Here is a 20,993-nt window from a genome sequence, read left to right as displayed (position 1 = left end):
TCCATGGGACTGACTGAGTGGGCGTACTCGCTCTCCGAATCGCTGCTGTCTGATCCGCTACCGCGTCGGTGGGCGCACTCTCTTGGGGTTGCCAAGCGTGCACGCTCCTTGGGGCCGATCCTGGGGAGTGACGCGGAGCTGTTGGAGGCTGCGGCAGTGCTGCACGACATCGGATACTCGCCGGCCATCGCCACCACGGGTTTCCACCCGCTTGACGGCGCGCGGTTCCTTCGCGGCCAAGAGGGCTCTGACGAACGGGTCGTGCGCCTCGTTGCCCATCACTCCTGTGCACTCTTGGAAGCTGAGGAGCGCGGGCTGAGGGCGGAACTTGAGGGCGAGTTCGACTTGGAGCGCGCGGACCTGGTGGACGCCCTGATCTTCTGCGACATGACGACGACGCCGGATGGGAGGCAGACGACGCCAACTGCTCGGCTGGACGAGATCGTGCAGCGATACGGCCCAGACACGATCGTCGGGAGATTCATCCAACGGGCCGCGCCCGAAATCCACGCGGCGGCGGAGCGCGTCGAGGGCCGCTTGGCGAAGGCCTCCATGAGCGATCAGCCGATGTAGGGATCGTGGCGCGTGTCGTCAAGGCCGTGCCGAATGCGCAACATCATCGAAGGGTGAATGTCGAGGCCGTCAAGGTCCGCTGGGTCGACCCAGCGGACCTCTTTCGATTCGCTGCTCGTGCGCAGGGAGCCGCCGATGGGGTGGGCGCGGAAGCAGATTGAGAATTGTTGGCGGACCTCTCCGTCGTCGTAGGCCAAGACGTGTTGAGGGTCGGTGTACAGGCCGACGATGCTGTCCACCTCTACGTCGACCCCGGTCTCTTCCGAGACCTCGCGGACAGCGGTGTCAGCGATGCGCTCTCCGATGTCGTGACCGCCACCGGGCAGTGCCCACAGGTCGTTGTCTGTCTTGTGGATGAGCAGCAAGCGGCCTGCTCCGTCCTGAACAACGGCCGTTACTGAGGGTACGACCGAGTTCGCTTTGGGTGCAGTCGGGTCCCGGAAGTAGTCGATGCGGCTCATCAGGGGGTGCCTTCCCAGTCGGCAGGCGAAGAGATCGGACGGGCCGACTCCCAGACTTTCTCAAGGCTCTCAGCGTAGGCGTCGAACAGTTCACCCCCCGGCACCCGTCGCAGGTGAAGGACCGGCGCCATGTAGGCGCCTACGCCGAAGAGGTGGCCGTTCGCCAGCATCTCGTCATCGGCCCGGTAGATCGAGTTGTAGAGGGTGGTGCTGTGGAGCCGGAACTCCACCCCTGGTAGACCGAAGAGTGGACCGTAGTTGACCAGGGCGTTTCGAATCTTGCCAGCCATCGCGGGGCCGATCCCTTCGTCTTCACCGCGCATGGCGACGGCCGGCGACGCGGGTTCGCCCAGCATGAATCGGATGGGTACCCCATCGGCAGACTTCTCCTTGACGATGCGGTGGAACGTCGCATCCTCCGTGAGCCAGAACCCGGAGTAGACCAACAGATCGAACTGTCGAGTGGCCGTGGAGTAGAGGCTGGTCCAGAGGGTCTGCATCACGACGGACCGGTGCGGGTAGAGCCTGACCAACTCGGCATTCCCTGAGGCTGTGACCTCGGCTGACGTTCGTTCATCTGGCCACAGATACGACACCTCGCACTTCAACAGCGAGGCTGTCGCGTACTGGAAGCGGCGATATGGCTTGCGCTCCGGTTCGTTGATCCAACGTTCCACGGTCTTGGCGGCGACGCCTAGTCGGTCCGCGACTTCATCGAGCGTCAGGCCCAAGTCCACGATTGCGCCGCGCAGTCGCTCGTTGGTCACGTACAACCTCCGCTTGTCCGGGACGACTTGGTACGACTTCACCGTAACCAAGGACGACCTGAGTCGTACACGTGCGAAGTCGATCGTCGTGCTCGCCGCGGCCAGTCTGTAGGTACATCGAGCGCAGGGGCTCGCGGAACTCAAATATCCGAAGGGCTTGACGCCGCGAACTTCTCTCTGCACGATGAGGAACACGTAATACATGTTCCTCTCGTTCGGATCGCTTCAGCGACTTGGACGAGCGCACGACAAGGGGCCCGGGACAGAGCGGGCCGAGGGTCCCGGATCCCTGGTCAACCGGAGGGCTTAGACCGAAAGGTCACGTCTTCATACGCCTGCAACGGGAGCTCGTGTTCCCGAAGGAGACAGCGCACTACTTCACCTTGCCGCAGCTCATGGGCTGCGGCCGGTTGCCTCCGCTGCTCGTCTCGTACGAGCGGCGCCGGATCTACCGACTTCAACGGCGCGCGGCCCCGGTGCTCGAACACCGGGGCCGCTGTTCGGGCCGTTGCCACCTGCTAGGGAGAACACGACCCATGAACCACATCGTTACTGTTCAGGACGCTGTTACGGCGTTCGCCCCGTACATGGAGCCGACCGCCGCTGAGCTGGACGCGATCGAGCAGGAGATGCCCGTCGTTCTGGCGGACGTCGACCTGCTGGACGCGCACATCGCCACGCTGGACCGCACGCCGACCGAGCTGGATGAGCGCCGCATCCGCCGCGCCCGTCGCCGGGCACTCGCCGCCCGCGTTGCCCTCCTCAACCGCCCAGCCGTCACGAACCTGTCCGGCGGTGCCGCGTGAGCACCACCATCCGAGACCTGCCCTGCGCGCTCGCCGAGGTGAAGGCGGAGATCACGCGGACCGACAGCAAGGCCAGCCTCCTGCTGGCCTTCATCGGCGCGGTGCTGGCCGGCGTGTGGAGCGCGGGCCACGACCTCCCGTTGAACGTCTACCTGCTCGCCCCCGGTCTTACTGGGATTGCGCTGCTGCTCGGTGCCGCCGCGCTGCTGCTGTCCACGGTCCGGCCGAACCTGAAGGGCCGTCACGGCTTTCCGCTGTGGGCCACCCTCACCCCCGAACAGGTCCGCGAAGCGGTGGCCACCGACCTGGCCGCCGACATCGCGGGCCTGTCCCGCCTCGCCGTCACCAAGTTCACCGCGCTGCGGCGCGCGATCGACCTGACCCGCATCGGTGGCGTCCTGCTCATCACGGCCGCTGTCCTCGCGCTGGGAGGTGCGGCATGAGCGAGCAACACTCCAAGTCGTCTGCGTTGAGCGGGCTTCCGCTGGTGCTGATCGTGCTCGGTGCCCTCGCGCTCATCCTCGCGACGTTCATGCCGCCGGCCATCGGTGGGCACGGCTGGCGCTGGGTGGTCGTGGGCGGCAGCGTGGTGCAGTTCGTCGGCTGGGTGCTGCTCGGCTGGCGCCTGGCCCGCCAGGGGGGCGGTGCCCGATGACCGCCACCACGGCACGTAAGCCGCTCACCAAGGTGCAGTTCATCGTGCTCGGTGCCGCGTTCCTGCCGATGCTGGCCACCGGAGCGTTCGGCGGGATCGGCACCTACTCCAACATCAGCGGCGCCTACGGCAAGGGCACCGCGCTCGGCGCGGTGGCCGCGGGCGAGGGCGCCACGGCCGTGCTCGCGCTGGTGCTGCTCGGCCTGACCATGCTGGGCCAGGCCTCCCCGCGCATCGTGCGCCTCGGCCTGTGGGCACTGCCCGCAGCGGCGTCGGCGATGGCCGCGATGGCCGCCGACGACCCGGGCACCACCGTCATCTACGCCATCACCCCGATGGGCATGTGCGTCTCCGCCGAAGGCATGGCCTTCCTCGCCCGACGGATCGCGGTGCACACCGAGGGCCGCGATGCGGAGGGCGAGCGGCGCGCGGTCGAGATCGTGCAGCGCCTCGCCTATCACCGGGCCCGCGCCGCCAACCACCCCGACGAGAAGATCCGGGAGCGCTCGGATCGGGCGTCGTGGCGCCTCGCCCGCAAGGTCGGGTTGGGGGATGCGGCGCTGGGATCGGCGCTGCTCGATGTGCAGCGCGAGCGCGTCACGATCGGGGCGGATGTCGCGCTCGGATCGATGTTCCACCTCACCCCGGACGCTCTGCCTGCCCCGGGAGCGAATACGGAGGAATCTACCGAGACTATGATGATTCGGTCTACGGCTGACCTGCCCGAATCGACTCCCGAACCGATCACACCGAACATCAAGGAACTGCCCCGTCCGGTGGCCGTCGGCTTCCTGAAGTCGACCCTGCCCAGCAAGCCGCTCCCTTCGATCGAGTCGACCCCTGCCCACCCGATCGAGCACCGGCCGGTGGCGGCGGAATCGACCCGCCCGCGCGGCGTGACCGGTCGAGTCCCCGAGGCTGCCAAGTCGTCCCGGCCGAAGCGCACCCCGGATGAGTTGCTCGCTGAGGCACGCACGGCGACGGCCGATTGGCCGGACGCCAAGCTGACCGGGGAAGGCATCCGCCGCGCCCTGCGCACGTCCCCAGCGAACGCCCGGATGCTGCGCGACACCCTGCGCACCGAGCGCGCCGAGGTTGCGTGATGCGGGTTACGTCATTCCGACCTCGCTCGGCATGTGCGTGACCTGCGCCTACCCCGACACCCGACGCGCTGTCTGAATTGCCGCGGGCCCGATCGCTCACCTCTCACAGCACGCGATCGGGCCCGCCATCCCTCACACCCTGAAGCGGAGGAAACCCCAGTGAAGCACCCCGACGACGACCCCGAGTTGTTCGCCCGACTCGAAGCCGAAATGACCACCGACACCGACCCCGAGGGCAACGTGGTCGACCTCGACAAGGCCCGCTCCGCCCGCGCCGCATCCACAGGGGAGCGGCCGATCGAGACGGAGCCGGCCGACCCGGAATCGACCGTGCCGGTCGACTCCCCGGCCAAGACGAGCGGCCCCGGATATCTGGGGCGCCTCATGCACGCCAAGCGCCGTGAGGTCGTCCCCGTCTGGCTGCGCTCCCTCGATGAGCTGAAGACCGCCACCACCTGGGTGGGCCGCCACTACGCGCACTCGGTCGGCTATCACGCGCTGCGCTCCCCGGTCTACGCCCTACGCCTGACCCTCCAAGCCCCATCAGGGGCGGCGAAGTTCATCGGCTCCACCATGCGCTGGGTGGCCGACCGCGAGGGCGAGCCGGTCCGGCTGGCCGCGGTGCGCCGCGAGGACGCCGCCGAGTACCTGAAACTGTCCCGGCAGCGCGACGGCCGCGTCCGGCTGCGCTCCCTGCTCACGGTCCTGGCGATGTTCGTCGGGCTCGGCACCGCCCTAGCCATGTACGTCCTGGCCCCCGGATGGCTTCAGACCGTCTCGGTGTCCGCGCTGGTCATGGCGCTGGGATTCAACGGCCGGCGCGCCGATGCCCCGGTCATCCACCGGGCCGTGGAAATACCCAAGGCGACCAAGCTGACCAGCGACATCGTCCTTCGCGCCCTCGGTGCACTCGGCATTCCCGCGATCAGCCAGGCACAGGTCAAGGGCCGGGACGGCTTCGAGTTCACCGCCCCCATCACCCGCGACGGCCCCGGCTGGCGCGCCGAGGGCAACCTGCCCTACGGCGTCACCGTCACCGACGTCATCGAGCGCCGCGAAAAGCTCGCCTCCGGCCTGCGCCGCCCGCTGGGCTGCGTCTGGCCCGAGGCCGTCGCCAACGAGCACACCGGCCGCCTGGTCCTGTGGGTCGGCGATCAGGACATGTCCCAGGCCAAGAAGCCCACATGGCCGCTGGCCAAGTCCGGCACGGTCGACCTGTTCAAGCCCATCCCCTACGGCACGGACCAGCGCGGACGCTGGGTCGAACTCACCTTCATGTACATCGCCGGGCTGATCGGGGCCATCCCGCGCATGGGCAAGACGTTCCTCCTGCGGCTGTGGCTGCTCATTGCCGCCCTCGACCCGCGGGCGGAGCTGCACACCTACGACATGAAGGGCACCGGCGACCTTGACCCGGTGGGCAACGCCGTCTCCCACCGCCACGCTGCGGGCGACGACGACGAGACCATCCAGTACGCGCTGAACGACTTCCGGGCGCTGCGCGAGGAGTTGCGGCGGCGGACCAAGGTGATCCGGTCCCTGCCGCGGGACATCTGCCCGGAGTCCAAGGTGACCAGCGAACTCGCCTCCAAGCGCACCCTGGGACTGCACCCGATCATCATCGGGGTGGATGAGTGCCAGGTCCTGTTCGAGCACCCCGAGCACGGCAAGGAGTTCGAGGAGCACGCCACCGACCTGGTCAAGCGCGGCCCGGCCACCGGGATGGCGCTGTTCCTGGCCACCCAGCGGCCGGACGCGAAGTCGCTGCCCACCGGCATCAGCGCGAACGCCTCGCTGCGTGCGTGCCTGAAGGTCATGGGCCAGACCGAGAACGACATGGTGCTGGGCACCTCCTCCTACCGGCGCGGGGTGCGGGCGACCATGTTCGCGTGGGGTGACAAGGGCATCCATTACCTGATCGGGGAGGGCTCGGACGCCCGGATCGTCGGCGCCGTGTTCGTCGACGCTCCCGGCGCCGAACGGATCGCGGCTCGGGCCCGCGCCGCCCGTGAGAGGGCCGGTCTGCTGTCCGGCTACGCGCTCGGCGAGGAGCCGGAGACGGTGGCGAGCGCCTATGACCTGCTCGCCGACATCCTCGCCGTCGTCCCGGCCAAGGAAGCCAAGGTGTGGTCCGAGACGGTCGTGTCCCGGCTCGCCGAGCTGCGGCCCGAGGTCTACGACGGCTGGGACCCGGACGCGTTCGCTGCCGCGCTCAAGCCGCACGGCATCACCACCATCCAGGTGGGCCGCCGCGTCAACGGCAAGGTCGTCAACCGGCGCGGCATCGACCGCTCCCACCTCACCACCGCGATCGCGGAGCGTGACGGAAAGCGGGACGCGTCCTGACCCTCCGGGGCCGCTAGCGCTAGCGGCACACCCCGCTAACGTTAGCGGCCCCGCTAGCGCCCCAAACCCACTCTGATCAGGCCGCTAGCGGATAGCGGCCCACCTGCGAGAACCCCCGGAAACCGCCTGGGAGGGCCCGCCATGAGCTCCACCCTGCTCGCTATCGCCCTCATCCTGCTCGTCACGCTCTGCTACGCCGGGATGTGTGCTGCGGTCCCGTTCCGTGACTGCCCGCGCTGCAACGGCATGGGCCACGACATCACCACCGACCGCAAAGGGCGCATGAAGCGCGGCCACGACTGCCGCCACTGCAAGGCCACCGGCAAGCGCATCCGCTTCGGCCGCCACCTCTACAACCTCTGGCTCGGCGTCCACCGCGACGGCACCCGCTGACCGACCCCGGGACGCGAAGCGACCGACGGTGCCCGTCATGAGACGTACCCCGCTCTGAGAAGGAGCTAGGTGGGCGCAACCGTCGGCCAGTCACCCGAGCTTGCCAGCACCCGAGGACCTGCACAGCCAACCGCCCAACCCCCGCCCCGTCAAAGGAGTTTCCCCGATGGCCGTGACCGTCTCCCTGGTCCTGTTGTTCGGCCTGGTCCTGTTCTTCCTCGTGCGCGGACACACCCTCGGCTACGGCAGCGCGTTCATCGCCGCCGGCTTCGGGTTCTTCCTCGCCTCCACCGGCGCCGCCGCACCCATCAACCAACTCACCGGCGCCGTCATCACCGCCATCCAGCAACTGTGAGGAGGACCCACCCCATGACCACCCACCAGCCCCAACGGGCCACCCTGGAAGTCCACCAGCCCACGCCGATCCCCACCCCAGCACCGGCCCCGATGGTCCCCGTGCAGGTCGGCCAGATCCCCGCCGTGGCATCCATCGTGCTGCCCGACGGACGCGTAGTCACCGGCTACGCCATCGAGCCGACCAAGCCCGAACCGGATGCGGCCAAGCCGCTCGTCTCCCGGACCGCGGTGAACGTCGCGCTCGGGGGCGTGGGGTTCCTCGCGGTGTGCGGCGGACTGCTGATGCTTACCACGTTCATCGCCGCCCTCGCCGCGCTGATCCAGCAACTCATCATCCTGGCCGCCGTCGTGTTCGGCGGGTTCATTGCGGTGCAGGTGCTGGGCGCCTCGCGCGGCGGCACCACCGTCAACATCCGCAAGGCCGTCTTCAAGCGCAACCACTTCCACGGCTAGCTACGCCAAGGGCGGCCCCCGTCTCGCCAAAGTCCGGGGCCGCCCTTGTCCACCCGTCCTCAACAGACTTGATGGAGGTCTCCAGCATGACCCAACCGACCCTGATCGGGCGAGAGCACCTACACACCGCTCTCGCCCTCGCCGCCTCCGGCGTGCCCGTGCTCCCGCTGAGGGCAGGGAAAGTGCCGTTCGGGAACTGCCGCCGCTGCACCGACAACGCGTGTGGCGGCCGGCCGAACATGAAGACCCCCGGCCTGTGCACCTGTCCCGGCCCTTGCCACGCATGGGCCGCCGCGACCACCGACCGGAACGTCATCGGCTCCGACGTCTGGCGCCGTGCCTGGCTGTGCGCGAGCGCGGTCGCCTACCACCCGGGCGGCGCCGGTCTCACGGTCGTGGACCTGGACAACGCCGACGCCATCACGTGGGCCCGCGAGCACCTGCCCGCCACACAGACCGTGCCCACCACCCGGGGTGAGCACTGGCTCTACCAGGGCGCCATGACGTCCGCGAACGGTGTGCGGCCGGGCGTGGACATCAAGTCGACGATGGCCTACGCCCGGTGGCTCGGGTCCGGCTCCGGCACCATGACCGCGCTGCCGGACGCCGTTCGCGCACTCGCCACGAGCAAGCCCACCCCGGCCCGCCCTGTGCCGCAGACCGTCACCGCGTCCGTGCCGGGTGGGGGCGGGGACTGCCGCCACCGCACGCCCGCCTTCCTGGAACGCGGCATCGCCATGGCGGAGCAGCGCATCACGCAGGCCACGAGCGGCGTGCATCACGCGGTGTACCGCGTCTTCCTGGCCGTGTTGTCCACCCACGGCCGGTGCGGCTGCCTCACCGACACCCACGTGGCGCGGCTGTTCGCCGCCGCGCAGGCCAAGGGCGAGACCACCCGGCACTGCACCGAAGCATGGACCAACGCCCGCACCACCTTGGGACTGTGATCGTGGCCGACGACGAGAAGAACCCCGCCCGCGAGATCATCACCGACTACGCGCAGTCCCACTTCCGGTACTTCCGCACCGCCGACGGCACCGTCTACGCGCAGCGCAACGGCCACCCGGTGGCCCGCCCGATCCGCTCTCAAGGCACCACCGGCAGTCACCGCCAGGAACTCATGGTGGGCCTGTTCAAGGACGGGCACGGCGTCTTCAACGGCACCGCGCTCAAGGAAGCGTTGGACTTGATCGAGGCACTCGCGCTGACCGAGGACGTGCAGCCCGTGCACATCCGCGTCGCCCCGGGCTTTGACGGGGCGACCTGGCTGGACCTGGGACGCAGCGACGGGCAGTCCGTCCGCATCCATCCCACCGGCTGGGACATCACCGTGCCCGACCCGCGCGAGGTGTGCTGGCGCCGGACCCAGCTCACCGGGGAGCTGCCCCTGCCGGCCAAGGACACCAACGGCAAGGGCATCGACCTCCTGCTGAGGCTGTGTAACTTCGCCACCGCCGAGACCGAATGTCTGGCCATCGCTTGGCTCATCGGGTGCCTCGGTCCGTCCGTGCCGGTCCCGGCACCGTTCCTCACCGGGCCGCAGGGGGCGGGCAAGTCCACGGGCGGGCGCATGCTCGTGCGGATTATCGAGGGCATGAGCGGCGACCTGCGTCGCGCACCGAAGGACGAAGAAAACCTGATCGCAGCCGTGGCCGCAGGCTGGGTAACCGCCCTGGACAACCTCTCCCACATGACGCCGGACCTGTCCGACGCCGTGTGCTGCGTCGTCACCGGCGCCGAGAACGTCAAGCGGGCCCTGTTCACCGACGGGGACGTCTTCCGCGTCGGCTATCGTCGCCCGCTGCTGCTCACCGGGATCGATGTCGGCGTCATCCGCGCCGACTTGGCTGAACGGCTCCTGCCCCTGCGCCTGGAGCGCCCCAAGGTCCGGCGCACCGAAGCGGAACTGTGGGCGGAGTACGCCGAAGCGCTCCCCGTCGTCCTCGGCTCGCTCCTGGATCTCACGGTCAAGGTCCGCGCTGTGGCGGCGGAGACGCCGACCGATCTGCGGATGGCGGACTTCGCGCACCTATGCGCGCAGCTCGACGCCGCGACCGGCCTTGGGGCTCTTACCGCTTACCGGGCCAGCCTGGACGATCTGAACGACGACGTAATCGAGGGCGATCTGCTTGCGCAGACCGTTCTCAAGCACGCCGACACCATCGAGCCAGGTGGCGAGCAACGGATGACCTCCACCGAGTGGCTGCACTGCCTCAGCCGCCTCTACAGCGACGACGAACTGCGTCCCCTGCCCAAAGGGTGGCCGACCACCGGAAAGGTCCTCAGCGACCGCCTCAAGCGCCTCCAACCGACCCTGGCCGCCCGCGGTGTCCTCATCGACTCCGGCCGCACCCGAGAGGGCAGGTACCTCGAAATGACCCGCCAGCCCCACTCACCCCTACACGAGCAGAAGCGCGTGTTCTGATCTCTGCTCCGCGCGCTCGTCCTGACAAGCAAGAGGAGCACCCCGGGCCGGGCGTGCTCCTCTTGTTGTTCGGCGGAACGCCGCTCGATGGTCGTGCCGCGACGCGGCTCGTTCTTCGCTCTTTGAGCGGCACCCGCACTACAACAGACGCCCCTCTTTTGTCCTAAGAGGGAAACGCTGCGTCACCCGCGTCACGCGGACGGAAAAACGGCCTCTGACCTGTGCATACACACGTGACGCAGACGACGACCTCTGCGTCATGCTGCGTCACCTGCGTCACGGGATGACGCGGGCTGTGACGCATCGGTGACGCACACTCCGGCCACCGCGTCACAAAAAGCAGCAGGTCAGAGACCTACGTGACGCTCGTGACGCCGTGACGCAGAAATCCACACCTCGGACACACGCGCTGCCAGGCAACGCGAATTTGCAGACCTACGCCATCCCGAAAACCTCGCTGGCAAGGCAGAGCTTCGGAGCTTGCCCATGCCTGTGCACCCACAAGGAGGAGTCGTGGCCGAGCTCCGCGACGAGATGTTGACCATCCCCGAGGTCATTGACGAGATCGGCGTACCGCGAGCGACGTTCTACCGCTGGCGGCAGCTCAGGAAGGGACCGAAAGCCATCAAGCTCCCCAACGGATCGGTGCGTATCCGGCGGTCGGAATTGGAGCGCTGGATCGAGGCCTTGGAGGAGGCTGCGTGACCTACAGCAGCAACTCGGAGGGCGCCCGCGAAAGCGAGCGCCCTTCTGGGGCTCAAGAACCGCATCTGTCCACCGACGTGAGGGTGTGGAAGGTCAACCGGGTGCGGAGCAAGAGGGCCCCGTATCAGCTTCGTTGGGTTGTGGCGGGCAAGGTCAAGACAGCCAGTTTTGCCACCGTCACCCTCGCGGACAGTCGCCGCTCTGATCTGTGGAAGGCGATGGTGAAGGGTGAGGCATTCGATGTCGAGTCAGGGTTGCCGGAATCTGAACTCAGGGCGGCAGCAGCCCGGGAGAACGTCAGGCCTGATCCTTCGTGGTGGGACTTTTCCCGTGAGTACATGGCGGGCCGGTGGCGCACCTCTGCGGCTAAGACCCGCGAGGGGTTGGCGGACAGCCTCGCGACGGTAGCGCTCGCGATGATGGAGGACGGGAAGAAAGCCCCGTCGCCCGAAGAAGCGCGCTTGGCCATGAGGTGGGCGGTGGTGCCGGCGCACAAGGGTGAAGACCCGCCCGCAGATCTCACAGCAGCTTGCACCTGGCTCCAGAACTGTTCGCTTCCGCTATCGGCCCTTACCGACCCGAAGGTGCTCCGGGACGTTCAGTACCGGCTCTCGTTCAAATTGGACAACACCCCGGCGGCGGGGGAGACCTACAAGCGTCGTCGCCGCGGCTTCAACACCGCCATGGAGTACGCGATCGAATGCGGCTACCTGGACGCCAACCCGCTCGCGGGGGTGAAACGCACTGGGGCCACTCAGGGTGACGTCGTAGACCCCCGAGTCCTGGTGAACGCGGCACAGGGTGCTCAACTCCTCACGGCGGTCTCGTACGTCGGCTCTGTGCACCGCAACCGGGGCCGTCGTCTGGTCGCCTTCTTTGCCTGTCAGCTCTACGCGGCGATGCGGCCGGCCGAAGCGGTTGGCCTCCGGGAAAGGGACTGCTACCTGCCCGAGAAGGGGTGGGGGACCCTGACCCTCAAGGAGACTCGGCCCGTCTCAGGCAAGAAGTGGACTGACTCCGGCGAGCGGCACGACAAGCGCGGGCTGAAGTCCAGAGAGGCCAAGGCCGACCGCCCGGTACCCATCCCGCCTCCGCTGGTCACGATGCTGCGAGAGCACATCAGGGAGTTCGGGACGGCGAAGGACGGCCGGGTCTTCCCCAACGAGCGGGGCGACGTACTCGGGACGTCCAGCTATTGGCGCGTGTGGCAGGAGGCTCGCCCCGTCGCTCTCCCGCCGGACAAGGTGAATTCGCCGCTCGCGCACAGGCCTTACGACCTGCGGCACACCTGCATCACGAACTGGCTGAACGCGGGAGTTCCCGTTGCCGAGGTCGCTCGCCGCGCGGGCAACTCGCCCGAGGTCATCCACCGTCGGTACGAGGGCTGCATCGACGGTCATGAGGAGCTGAACAACAGGAAGATCGAGGACGCCATGGGTTGGAGTGGGGGAGACTCGGTGTAGCTTCTTGGGCGCTCAACTGCCGGGGTCTCCGTTACGAGGCCTCGGCAGTCGCGGTGCTTCCGCTAGCGCATCTGAATGCGAGCCACTGAAGGCTCGATTTTCATCCTGCGTAGTTTGTGTACGAAGCCTCTCAGATTGACCTTGCTGAAGGTCGGAAGGCTAGAAGGAACGGTTCTGTCACGTTCTACAGCAATGGCGTATGTAACCTTTACTGGCGCTTCTTCTGCCGCACCTGCCAAACCAGGATTCAGGTCTCTGATTTTTTCGACGAAGTCTCTTCTGTAATCCTGATCTTCCGTCAAGGTTTGGGCCGCGACGTACCCTTGGGAGAAAAGGTGACTCAGTGTTTGGCTGTCCGTGTACTTCTTGACGTGCACTAGGTAGCCGCTGGAGTGGAATAGGTCGCATGCTTCGATCTGATTCCCCAGGGACGACATGGTCTTTTTGTCCAGGCAGGCCAGATCGTCGCGGCCCCGAGAGGCGTCAGCGTTGTATGCTCCCTCGCCGGACTTGTTGTCGTTCGCCTTGTCCTTCTCTTTGTATTTTTCTATGTTCCAGTCGATCAGGCCTAGGAGATCGGTTACGTCCTCTATCCCGGATAGGTCATCTTCGAGTTGCCGAGCATAGCTCTCTGCGAGCGCGAACCATTTGCCGAGAGTGAGCAAGTAGCGTTTCTCTTCGGAGCCTGCTTCGAAAATCAGCCAGTTCTTCAGCGGTGTCTCGTTGCTGGCTGGGTTCCCATCGGAGTCGACGGCCATAATCTTGATGTCTTTCAGCGCTGATCGGCCAAAAGACCTCCTGAATGAGGAGATGGTGTCGAGGAGGGACTCTATGCGCATCTCGTGCATGTACCCCAGGTCATCGCCGTGCTTGACGCGTATCGCATGGACGTTCTCGATCGTCAGATCGTCCGGCGGGGCAAAGGAAAGAAGGTATGGGTCTAGGCTTGCGACGTCCTCGTCCTCGGGGGCGCTCTGTCTTGTGGCCCTGGCGCCGAAAAGGTTCAGTGTCAGCAGCTTTTCGAGTTCGGAGGTTAGTTCGCTCTTCGACCGTAAGGGTTCGAGAGAGTCGATGAAGCGCAGGTCCTCCCTGACTTCGTTCTGCGATACGGTTTCCAGCATTCGAGCCAGAATGCTTTGCACTTGATGCAAGTCGGTCTCTACCTTGAATGCAACGGAATCTGTGGCGACAACGGCTCCTAGTTCAGACGACTCGACTCCGTCATCGAGCTCCCCCACCACCCGACGCACAAATTCGCCCTCTAGCTCAATGTCGAAATCTCGGAGACTTGTTCTGTTGGGTATCTGGACTGACTGAGTGCGAGCGGAGGGGTCAATACGACGGCTGCGTATCTCGTTGAGCGCAAGCGTGTTGTAAGACCGGGATGCGAACCGCAAGCCGAAATTCGCTTCGACGTGGGACCACTCAAGGGTCGAGCTGCCGTATCCGAAGCAGACAGCAAACGTCCTCTCGTTTACGGGCAGGAATATGACGAGACGGTGAGACAGGCTGCGAACGCTTTCCAACTTCGGGAAGGTCTGGGACAGGGAGCGGGCCCATGGGGGCTCGCCGTCAGTCTTCGACGAGAAGAATGCCGTGCACCCTTCAGGGGCCCCCTCGGTCGAGGTGAGTTCCTGCAGTGGAGACCTGCCGTTGGTCCTGTACTGGACGCGGAACGCTTCTTGGAGCGAAACGATGTCTTCGCGCAGCAAGTAGCAGTTGAACCGCAGTTTGGATGCTTGCGTCATGATTGCCCCCCAGCAGTTAGTTGTCCCTTATAGCATCGGATTTCACCTGCTGAGAAGAGTGCACGCTGCAGCGGAACGAGCCTCCAGCTCATACGGGCAGCGTTTCCACGGTCTGGCGCACGCCTGATGCGAGATCCCGAGCCAGCGCGTTCGGGAGTGCTCCGGGGCTCACTCGCCACTCACTCGGGAACCGTGCGTGAGAACGACAAAGAGCCGGACCCAGTGAGACTGGGTCCGGCTCTTTGTATGTGGCACTTTGGCTGGTCAGCGGCATGATCGCGCTGTTCCGGCTTCTGTGCCCCCGGCAGGATTCGAACCTGCGCACACGGCTCCGGAGGCCGTTGCTCTATCCCCTGAGCTACGGGGGCGTCCGCCACTTGGTGAGCGGCGACGGGTAGAACCCTACCAGCTCATCCGGGGTCCTCATGAACAGGTATTTCCGGCCCGGATGGGGGGTCTGATCGGGGGTGGGCGGAGGGTCGGACAGAGGGGGGAAGGGAGGGCCGGTTGGAGGGTGGGCGCGGGGGCCGGATTCAAGCCGGGTCCCCTGTACGGGGCGGAAGTGGGGAAAACCCGGACGCGGTGGTGTGTGCCGACCTACTCTCGAGTTGTGCCAGGCGCTTCGGGCCGGGTCCTCGTTGTGGACGACAACAAGGTCATCCGGCAGTTGATCAGGGTCAATCTCGAGCTGGAGGGCTTCGAGGTCGTGACCGCGGCCGATGGTGCCGAATGCCTGGATGTTGTGCATCAGGTGCGGCCCGATGTCATCACTCTGGACGTGGTCATGCCGCGTCTTGACGGTCTCCGCACCGCCGCGCGGTTGCGCGGGGACGCGCGGACCAGCGGCCTGCCCATCGTCGTCGTCAGTGCGTGTACCCAGTACGAGGTGGAGAGCGGGCTCGATGTCGGCGTCGACGCCTTTCTGGCCAAGCCCTTCGAGCCCAGTGAACTCGTGCGCCTAGTAGGGCAGTTGAGTGAGCGAGGGCGTGCGGCGTCGGAGACGACGGCAGCAGAAGCAGGTGGCCAGGGTCAGGGGCAGGGCGAGGATGGCAGCAGTGCCGTCGGTAGCTCCCGGCGCGGTGCCTCCGCCCGCCCCTCGGACGAGTCCGAGCGTGCGGGCCGCACCGCAGACGCTTGACGGGGATGTGCCTCCGCGACCTCGGACGAGTCCGAGCGCGCGCGGCCCCGTCGCGACGCCTGACGGGGATGTGTCTCCGCGACCACGGACGCGTCCGAGCGCGCGCGGCCCCATCGTGACGCCTGACGGCGATGCGCCTCCGTGCCTCCGGTGACCAGGGTCTCGATGCGTGGCATATGGGACACCTGGCCGCCGGACCGTCCGACCACTGGGCCGTTCCACCACCGGGGCCGCCCGTCCGGCAAGCCGCATGGCGGCCAGGCTGTACACCCGCTTGCCGCATACCCGGCAACGTATCGGTCACCGACCCCCGGACCCGCCCCGCCCGCACCCCGCCCCCCGGACCCCCATCCGTCCGCATCCCGGACCATCCGACAAACCGACTCGCCTACCCACCCCCCTCCTCGCCTACGCTTACCCCGTGACCCCCGCAGAGCTCTCCCACACCGTGCTGCGCGCCGTGCGCCGTGCGGTGGACGATGGTGAGCTCGGGGCGGGTGCGGGTGAGCTCGGGGCTGCTCGGATCGTCGTTGAGCGGCCTCGGCCCGGTGGGCATGGGGACTACGCCACGAACGTCGCCCTGCAGCTGGCCGCTCCGGCAGGTCGGCCGCCCCGGCAGGTCGCCGAGATTCTTTCCCGGCGGCTTGCCGACAGTCCGGGTATTGCCGCTGTTGACGTGACGGGGCCCGGGTTCCTCAATTTCACGTTCAGCGCTCGTGACCCGCACGCCGCCGACCTTCTTCGAAGCATCCGCGCGGCCGGTCTCGCCTACGGTCACGGCGGAGCGCTCCGCGGGCACCGCGTCGACCTGCGCATCCCGCACGAGCCCCGCGCCGAGATCCTCGCCGACGCCGTCGCCCGCATCGGCCGTAGTCAGGGTGCCGAAGTCGAGGTCGCGTATGCGGAGGAGCCGGGTGAGGTCACGTACAGGCCCGTCCCCGGTGATCCGGATCCGCGGGGGCTCGGGGCCGACGCCGGGCGCTGGGCTCTGCTCCACCCCGCCGCGCACGACCGGCCCCGTACCGAATCCGTCGAGGACCGGGCCGGGCACCTCGCCCAGCGGGAGTCGAACCCCCTCTTCCGCGTCCGGTACGCCCATGCCCGCACCCGCGCCCTCACCCGCAACGCAGCCGACCTCGGTTTCGCGAGCACCCCGGGTGAGTTCGCCGCCGTGGACGACGAGCACCCCCATCACCTCGTCGCGACCCTGACCGATCACCCCCGCATCCTCCTCACCGCCGCCCGCCACCGCGCCCCCGACCGCCTCGCCCGGCACCTCGTCGATGTCGCCGACGCCTTTCTCGCCGACGTGCGGGTCTGCGTCGGCGCGTTGCCCAAGGGCGAGGAGAAACCCTCGGCCGCCCACCGCGCCCGGCTCGCGCTCGCCGAAGCCACCGGGACGGTGCTGGCCGGCGGCCTGTCCCTGCTCGGTATCGACGCCCCCGCACACCTGTAGAGAAGACGAAGAGAGCGCCCCGCAGTCATGAGCCGTTCCGCACACCCCGCAGGCCCCCGCCACGCCGATGTCGTGCCCGAGGGGCACTACACCGCCCCGGCCGCCGACCTGAACGTCCTCGATCCGAAGGTGTGGGCGCAGACCGTGGCGCGTACCGCCGATGGTGGTGTGCGGGTCGGCGGGATCGAAGTGACCCGGCTCGCCGAGGAGTTCGGCACCCCGGCCTACTTCCTCGACGAGACCGACTTCCGGGCCCGGTGCGCCGCGTGGCGTGACGCCTTCGGGCCCGACGCCGACGTGTTCTACGCGGGCAAGGCCTTCCTGTCGCGTGCCGTCGTGCGGTGGCTGCACGAGGAGGGGCTCAACCTCGACGTGTGCAGCGGTGGCGAGCTCGCCACCGCTCTGTCGGCCGGGATGCCCGCCGAGCGCATCGCCTTCCACGGCAACAACAAGACCGAGGAAGAGATCCACCGGGCGATCGAGGCCGGTGTCGGGCGCATCGTCCTCGACTCGTTCCAGGAGATCGTCCGCGTCGCGCACATCGCCGACAGCCTCGGCAAGCGGCAGCGCGTGCAGATCCGGGTGACCGTCGGCGTCGAGGCCCATACGCACGAGTTCATCGCCACCGCGCACGAGGACCAGAAGTTCGGGATCGCGCTGGCCGGGGGACAGGCCGCCGAGGCCGTGCGGCGGGCCCTGAAGCTCGACGGGCTCGAACTGATCGGGATCCACTCGCACATCGGCTCGCAGATCTTCGACATGGCCGGCTTCGAGGTCGCCGCGCGCCGCGTGGTCGGTCTGCTCGCCGAGGTGCGGGACGAGCACGGTGTCGAGCTCCCGGAGATCGACCTCGGCGGCGGCCTCGGCATCGCGTACACGAGCGACGACGACCCGCGCGAGCCGCAGGAGATCGCCAAGGCGCTCGGCGAGATCGTGACGCGCGAGTGCGAGGCGGCCTCGCTGGGCACGCCGCGGATCTCCGTCGAGCCCGGCCGCGCCATCGTCGGCCCGACCGCCTTCACGCTCTACACCGTCGGCACGGTCAAGCCGCTCGACGGGCTGCGTACGTACGTCTCCGTCGACGGCGGCATGTCCGACAACATCAGGACCGCCCTGTACGACGCCGAGTACACCGTCGCCCTCGTCTCCCGCCGCTCGGATGCCGAGCCCATGCTGGTCCGTGTCGTCGGCAAGCACTGCGAGAGCGGCGACATCGTCGTGAAGGACGCCTTCCTGCCGGCCGACATCGCGCCGGGCGACCTCATCGCGGTCCCGGCCACCGGCGCGTACTGCCGCTCGATGGCCAGCAACTACAACCACGCCCTTCGCCCGCCGGTCGTCGCCGTGCGCGACGGCGAGGCCCGGGTGATCGTCCGGCGCGAGACCGAGGAAGATCTCCTGCGTCTCGATGTCGGGTGATGAAATTTCTGTCTCACCTACCGGACCGGGGACAGAAAGACCGGTCCGGTGCGTGAGACTGGTTCCACCGTAGAGATACGTCGAAGTAGATGTAGTAACAGAGGAAACGAGGTCGGATGATGCGTACGCGTCCGCTGAAGGTGGCGCTGCTGGGCTGTGGGGTTGTCGGCTCAGAGGTGGCGCGCATCATGACGACGCACGCCGCCGACCTCGCCGCCCGTATCGGTGCCCCGGTGGAGCTCGCGGGGGTGGCCGTCCGGCGCCCCTCGAAGGTCCGCGAAGGGATCGACCCCGCCCTCGTCACCACCGACGCCACCGCGCTCGTCAAACGGGGCGACATCGACGTGGTGATCGAGGTCATCGGCGGGATCGAGCCCGCGCGCACCCTCATCACCACCGCCTTCGAGCACGGCGCCTCCGTCGTCTCGGCCAACAAGGCGCTGCTCGCCCAGGACGGTGCCGCGCTGCATGCCACCGCCGTCGAGCAGGGGCGCGATCTGTACTACGAGGCTGCCGTGGCCGGGGCGATTCCGCTGATCCGGCCGCTGCGCGAGTCCCTCGCCGGTGACAAGGTCAACCGTGTCCTCGGGATCGTGAACGGCACGACCAACTTCATCCTCGACAAGATGGACTCGACGGGGGCGGGCTATCAGGAGGCCCTCGACGAGGCCACCGCCCTCGGGTACGCCGAGGCCGACCCGACCGCCGACGTCGAAGGATTCGACGCCGCCGCCAAGGCCGCCATCCTGGCCGGTATCGCCTTCCACACGCGCGTACGCCTCGACGACGTGTACCGCGAGGGCATGACCGAGGTGACCGCCGCCGACTTCGCGTCCGCGAAGGAGATGGGCTGCACCATCAAGCTGCTCGCGATCTGCGAGCGGGCTGCCGATGGTGGTTCCGTTACCGCTCGGGTTCATCCCGCGATGATCCCGCTCGAGCACCCGCTGGCCTCCGTGCGCGGCGCGTACAACGCCGTGTTCGTCGAGGCCGAGGCCGCCGGGCAGTTGATGTTCTACGGGCCCGGTGCCGGCGGTTCGCCGACCGCGTCCGCCGTTCTCGGCGACCTCGTCGCCGTCTGCCGCAACCGCCTCAACGGCGCGACGGGACCCGGCGACTCCGCGTACACGCAACTGCCCGTCTCTCCGATGGGCGACTCCGTGACGCGGTACCACATCAGCCTCGACGTGGCCGACAAGCCAGGTGTGCTTGCGCAGGTGGCGACGGTCTTCGCCGAGCACGGAGTCTCCATCGACACCGTGCGCCAGTCGGGCAAGGACGGCGAGGCCTCCCTCGTCGTCGTCACCCACCGCGCGGCGGACGCGGCCCTCACCGGGACCGTGGACGCGCTGCGTCAGCTCGACACCGTGCGCGGTGTCGCCAGCATCATGCGTGTTGAAGGGGAGTAGCAGGGATGACCGGAATGACCCACCAGTGGCGCGGCATCATCGAGGAGTACCGGGACCGGCTCCCGGTGACCGGCACCACGCCGGTCGTGTCGCTGCGCGAGGGCGGCACGCCGCTCGTGCCCGCGCAGGTCCTCTCCGAGCGCACGGGCTGCGAGGTCCACCTGAAGGTGGAGGGCGCCAACCCCACCGGCTCCTTCAAGGACCGCGGCATGACCATGGCCATCACCAAGGCCAAGGAGGAGGGCGCGCAGGCCGTCATCTGCGCGTCGACGGGCAACACGTCGGCGTCCGCCGCGGCCTACGCCGTGCGCGCCGGCATGGTCTGCGCCGTCCTGGTGCCCCGCGGCAAGATCGCGCTCGGCAAGATGGGCCAGGCGCTGGTCTACGGCTCGAAGATCCTCCAGGTCGACGGCAACTTCGACGACTGCCTGAACCTGGCCCGCAGCCTCTCCGAGAACTACCCGGTGGCGCTGGTCAACTCGGTCAACCCGTTCCGTATCGAGGGCCAGAAGACGGCCTCGTTCGAGATCGTGGACGCGCTCGGCGACGCGCCCGACATCCACGTCCTGCCGGTCGGCAACGCGGGCAACATCACGGCCTACTGGAAGGGCTACAAGGAGTACGCGGCCGATTCGGTCTCTTCGCGCACTCCGCGCATGTGGGGCTTCCAGGCTTCCGGTTCCGCGCCGATCGTGCGCGGCGAGATCGTCAAGGACCCGTCGACGATCGCGACCGCGATTCGCATCGGGAACCCGGCGTCGTGGAATTACGCGCTCGCCGCGCGCGACGAGTCCGGCGGCTTCATCGACGAGGTGACGGACCGTGAGATCCTGCGCGCCTACAAGCTGTTGGCGGCCCAGGAGGGTGTCTTCGTCGAGCCCGCGTCCGCCGCGTCCGTCGCCGGTCTGCTGAAGGCCGCCGAGCAGGGCAAGGTCGACCCGGGCCAGAAGATCGTCTGTACCGTCACCGGCAACGGCCTCAAGGATCCCGACTGGGCCGTCTCCGGTGCGCCGCAGCCGGTCACCGTGCCGGTCGACGCGGCCGCGGCCGCCGAGCGCCTCGGTCTCGGCTGAGCCGGAGCCCGGCGCTGACGCCCCGTCAACCGGGCGTATCCGTACGGGGGGTGCACAGGGGGCTTACGACACGCATCGTGCGCCTCCTGTGCGCCCTATGTCGCCACAGAACCTTCCTTCGATAGGCTGTACAGAACCCGCCCGCCGCATATGCCGCGGTGCCGCCGCCGTTCCGTCGTTTTCCGGCGCTTTTCAGCCGTGGTTCCGTCGTTCGCGGCCCGGGTGTCGACGTACACAGCACAA

Annotated in this window: 21 protein-coding genes and 1 tRNA gene; 18 read left to right on the top strand and 4 right to left on the bottom strand. The window is 67.9% G+C overall.

What is annotated here, in order from left to right; all coding sequences use genetic code 11:
* Positions 1–3: 3 nt before the first annotated feature.
* Positions 4–573, top strand: coding sequence for an HD domain-containing protein (locus tag AB0J02_RS24905; protein ID WP_363195962.1), 570 nt, complete (start codon positions 4–6; stop codon positions 571–573).
* Here AB0J02_RS24905 and AB0J02_RS24900 read toward each other — a convergent pair.
* A complete protein-coding gene (locus AB0J02_RS24900; protein ID WP_363195961.1) occupies positions 561–1,034 on the bottom strand; it encodes an NUDIX domain-containing protein in 474 nt (157 codons plus the stop codon). The two genes, AB0J02_RS24905 and AB0J02_RS24900, sit on opposite strands and share 13 nt — an antisense overlap.
* On the bottom strand, positions 1,034–1,801 hold the full coding sequence (locus AB0J02_RS24895; RefSeq protein ID WP_363195960.1) for a helix-turn-helix transcriptional regulator: 768 nt from the start codon (positions 1,799–1,801) through the stop codon (positions 1,034–1,036). Before AB0J02_RS24895 ends, AB0J02_RS24900 begins: the two co-directional genes overlap by 1 nt.
* 536 nt (positions 1,802–2,337) lie before the next feature.
* Between AB0J02_RS24895 and AB0J02_RS24890 the strand changes: the two genes are divergently transcribed.
* The 12 genes from AB0J02_RS24890 (at position 2,338) to AB0J02_RS24835 (ending at position 12,507) form a co-directional block, all read left to right on the top strand.
* Positions 2,338–2,607, top strand: a complete 270-nt coding sequence (locus AB0J02_RS24890) for a DUF6284 family protein (RefSeq protein WP_363195959.1) — start codon at positions 2,338–2,340, stop codon at positions 2,605–2,607.
* The gene (locus AB0J02_RS24885; protein WP_363195958.1) at positions 2,604–3,050 is read left to right on the top strand and encodes a Pycsar system effector family protein; all 447 of its coding nucleotides are present in this window, start codon (positions 2,604–2,606) and stop codon (positions 3,048–3,050) included. The genes AB0J02_RS24890 and AB0J02_RS24885 overlap by 4 nt, the downstream gene beginning before the upstream one ends.
* Positions 3,047–3,262, top strand: a complete 216-nt coding sequence (locus tag AB0J02_RS24880; protein ID WP_363195957.1) for a hypothetical protein — start codon at positions 3,047–3,049, stop codon at positions 3,260–3,262. Before AB0J02_RS24885 ends, AB0J02_RS24880 begins: the two co-directional genes overlap by 4 nt.
* On the top strand, positions 3,259–4,365 hold the full coding sequence (locus AB0J02_RS24875) for a conjugal transfer protein (protein ID WP_363195956.1): 1,107 nt from the start codon (positions 3,259–3,261) through the stop codon (positions 4,363–4,365). Before AB0J02_RS24880 ends, AB0J02_RS24875 begins: the two co-directional genes overlap by 4 nt.
* A 159-nt stretch (positions 4,366–4,524) precedes the next feature.
* Positions 4,525–6,711 carry a cell division protein FtsK gene (locus tag AB0J02_RS24870; RefSeq protein WP_363195955.1) on the top strand — a complete coding sequence of 729 codons (2,187 nt, stop codon included), beginning with the start codon at positions 4,525–4,527 and terminating at the stop codon, positions 6,709–6,711.
* Positions 6,712–6,852: 141 nt separating this feature from the next.
* On the top strand, positions 6,853–7,104 hold the full coding sequence (locus tag AB0J02_RS24865; RefSeq protein ID WP_363195954.1) for a hypothetical protein: 252 nt from the start codon (positions 6,853–6,855) through the stop codon (positions 7,102–7,104).
* A gap of 166 nt (positions 7,105–7,270) precedes the next feature.
* Positions 7,271–7,459: a hypothetical protein gene (locus tag AB0J02_RS24860; RefSeq protein WP_363195953.1), complete on the top strand. Its 189-nt coding sequence runs from the start codon at positions 7,271–7,273 to the stop codon at positions 7,457–7,459.
* A 14-nt stretch (positions 7,460–7,473) separates the two neighbouring features.
* On the top strand, positions 7,474–7,914 hold the full coding sequence (locus tag AB0J02_RS24855) for a hypothetical protein (protein ID WP_363195952.1): 441 nt from the start codon (positions 7,474–7,476) through the stop codon (positions 7,912–7,914).
* 86 nt (positions 7,915–8,000) lie between these two features.
* Entirely contained in the window at positions 8,001–8,861 is an 861-nt protein-coding gene (locus AB0J02_RS24850; protein WP_363195951.1) for a bifunctional DNA primase/polymerase, read from the top strand.
* 2 nt (positions 8,862–8,863) lie between these two features.
* The gene (locus tag AB0J02_RS24845; protein WP_363196061.1) at positions 8,864–10,339 is read left to right on the top strand and encodes an ATP-binding protein; all 1,476 of its coding nucleotides are present in this window, start codon (positions 8,864–8,866) and stop codon (positions 10,337–10,339) included.
* Between the two features lie 513 nt (positions 10,340–10,852).
* Positions 10,853–11,044: a helix-turn-helix domain-containing protein gene (locus AB0J02_RS24840; RefSeq protein WP_363195950.1), complete on the top strand. Its 192-nt coding sequence runs from the start codon at positions 10,853–10,855 to the stop codon at positions 11,042–11,044.
* Positions 11,041–12,507: a site-specific integrase gene (locus AB0J02_RS24835; protein ID WP_363195949.1), complete on the top strand. Its 1,467-nt coding sequence runs from the start codon at positions 11,041–11,043 to the stop codon at positions 12,505–12,507. Before AB0J02_RS24840 ends, AB0J02_RS24835 begins: the two co-directional genes overlap by 4 nt.
* A gap of 62 nt (positions 12,508–12,569) precedes the next feature.
* Here AB0J02_RS24835 and AB0J02_RS24830 read toward each other — a convergent pair whose 3' ends face one another.
* Together AB0J02_RS24830 and AB0J02_RS24825 are read right to left on the bottom strand one after the other, a co-directional pair.
* Positions 12,570–14,255, bottom strand: coding sequence for a DUF6119 family protein (locus AB0J02_RS24830; RefSeq protein ID WP_363195948.1), 1,686 nt, complete (start codon positions 14,253–14,255; stop codon positions 12,570–12,572).
* A 296-nt stretch (positions 14,256–14,551) separates the two neighbouring features.
* Positions 14,552–14,623: transfer RNA gene (locus tag AB0J02_RS24825), tRNA-Arg, on the bottom strand.
* A gap of 242 nt (positions 14,624–14,865) precedes the next feature.
* On the opposite strand from AB0J02_RS24825, the gene AB0J02_RS24820 reads away from it, so the two are divergent.
* From AB0J02_RS24820 to thrC, 5 genes are all read left to right on the top strand, one after another.
* Positions 14,866–15,393 carry a response regulator gene (locus AB0J02_RS24820; RefSeq protein ID WP_363195947.1) on the top strand — a complete coding sequence of 176 codons (528 nt, stop codon included), beginning with the start codon at positions 14,866–14,868 and terminating at the stop codon, positions 15,391–15,393.
* Between the two features lie 421 nt (positions 15,394–15,814).
* A complete protein-coding gene (gene nrtL, locus AB0J02_RS24815) occupies positions 15,815–16,849 on the top strand; it encodes an ArgS-related anticodon-binding protein NrtL (RefSeq protein WP_363195946.1) in 1,035 nt (344 codons plus the stop codon).
* Positions 16,850–16,876: 27 nt separating this feature from the next.
* Positions 16,877–18,268: a diaminopimelate decarboxylase gene (gene lysA / locus AB0J02_RS24810; RefSeq protein ID WP_363195945.1), complete on the top strand. Its 1,392-nt coding sequence runs from the start codon at positions 16,877–16,879 to the stop codon at positions 18,266–18,268.
* A 116-nt stretch (positions 18,269–18,384) separates the two neighbouring features.
* Complete coding sequence (locus AB0J02_RS24805) at positions 18,385–19,677, top strand: homoserine dehydrogenase (RefSeq protein ID WP_363195944.1); 1,293 nt, start codon at positions 18,385–18,387, stop codon at positions 19,675–19,677.
* Positions 19,678–19,691: 14 nt separating this feature from the next.
* The gene (gene thrC / locus AB0J02_RS24800) at positions 19,692–20,750 is read left to right on the top strand and encodes a threonine synthase (RefSeq protein WP_363196060.1); all 1,059 of its coding nucleotides are present in this window, start codon (positions 19,692–19,694) and stop codon (positions 20,748–20,750) included.
* Positions 20,751–20,993 lie beyond the last annotated feature (243 nt).

The organism is Streptomyces sp. NPDC050264 (assembly GCF_040655895.1).
Taxonomy (GTDB): domain Bacteria; phylum Actinomycetota; class Actinomycetes; order Streptomycetales; family Streptomycetaceae; genus Streptomyces.
The sequence above is the reverse complement of the archived record's forward strand: the minus strand, read 5'-3'. Positions and strand labels throughout refer to the sequence as shown.

Coding starts and splice junctions, on each gene's coding strand:
- AB0J02_RS24905 (WP_363195962.1), top strand. CDS start 4: ATGGGACTGACTGAGTGGGCGTACTCGCTCTCCGAATCGCTGCTGTCT.
- AB0J02_RS24900 (WP_363195961.1), bottom strand. CDS start 1,034: ATGAGCCGCATCGACTACTTCCGGGACCCGACTGCACCCAAAGCGAAC.
- AB0J02_RS24890 (WP_363195959.1), top strand. CDS start 2,338: ATGAACCACATCGTTACTGTTCAGGACGCTGTTACGGCGTTCGCCCCG.
- AB0J02_RS24880 (WP_363195957.1), top strand. CDS start 3,047: ATGAGCGAGCAACACTCCAAGTCGTCTGCGTTGAGCGGGCTTCCGCTG.
- AB0J02_RS24875 (WP_363195956.1), top strand. CDS start 3,259: ATGACCGCCACCACGGCACGTAAGCCGCTCACCAAGGTGCAGTTCATC.
- AB0J02_RS24865 (WP_363195954.1), top strand. CDS start 6,853: ATGAGCTCCACCCTGCTCGCTATCGCCCTCATCCTGCTCGTCACGCTC.
- AB0J02_RS24860 (WP_363195953.1), top strand. CDS start 7,271: ATGGCCGTGACCGTCTCCCTGGTCCTGTTGTTCGGCCTGGTCCTGTTC.
- AB0J02_RS24855 (WP_363195952.1), top strand. CDS start 7,474: ATGACCACCCACCAGCCCCAACGGGCCACCCTGGAAGTCCACCAGCCC.
- AB0J02_RS24850 (WP_363195951.1), top strand. CDS start 8,001: ATGACCCAACCGACCCTGATCGGGCGAGAGCACCTACACACCGCTCTC.
- AB0J02_RS24830 (WP_363195948.1), bottom strand. CDS start 14,255: ATGACGCAAGCATCCAAACTGCGGTTCAACTGCTACTTGCTGCGCGAA.
- lysA (WP_363195945.1), top strand. CDS start 16,877: ATGAGCCGTTCCGCACACCCCGCAGGCCCCCGCCACGCCGATGTCGTG.
- AB0J02_RS24805 (WP_363195944.1), top strand. CDS start 18,385: ATGATGCGTACGCGTCCGCTGAAGGTGGCGCTGCTGGGCTGTGGGGTT.
- thrC (WP_363196060.1), top strand. CDS start 19,692: ATGACCCACCAGTGGCGCGGCATCATCGAGGAGTACCGGGACCGGCTC.